Annotated in this window: 1 protein-coding gene; it reads right to left on the bottom strand. The window is 71.3% G+C overall.

Going from position 1 to position 453, the window contains the following annotated elements:
- A partial coding sequence (locus LPA54_RS38515; protein ID WP_267488006.1) for a phosphate acyltransferase occupies positions 1 to 453 on the bottom strand: 453 nt, incomplete at both ends.

The following is a 453-nucleotide window of genomic DNA, read 5'->3' on the forward strand; positions in this document are numbered from 1 at the left end:
GTAGGTGTTGTTGCCGGTGTTCAGGTCGGGGAAGATCAGCACGGTCGCCTGGCCCGCCACCTCGGAGTCCGGCAGCTTGGTCGCCGCGACCGACGGCTCCACGGCCGCGTCGTACTGGATCGGCCCCTCGATGCGCAGGTCGGGCCGGCGCTCCCGGACCAGCTCGGTCGCCCGGCGCACCTTGTCCACGTCGGCGCCGGAGCCGGAGGTGCCGGTCGAGTACGACAGCATCGCGATCCGCGGCTCCACCCCGAACCGCGCCGCCGTGACCGCCGACTGCACCGCGATGTCGGCGAGCTGCTCGGCGTCCGGGTCCGGGTTGACCGCGCAGTCGCCGTACACCAGCACCTTGTCGGCCAGGCACATGAAGAACACCGACGAGACGATGTCCGCGTCCGGCCGGGTCTTGATGATCTCGAAGGCCGGGCGGATGGTCGCCGCCGTGGAGTGCAC

The sequence above is a fragment of the Streptomyces sp. DH12 genome, from assembly GCF_020873895.1.
Classification (GTDB): Bacteria; Actinomycetota; Actinomycetes; order Streptomycetales; family Streptomycetaceae; genus Streptomyces.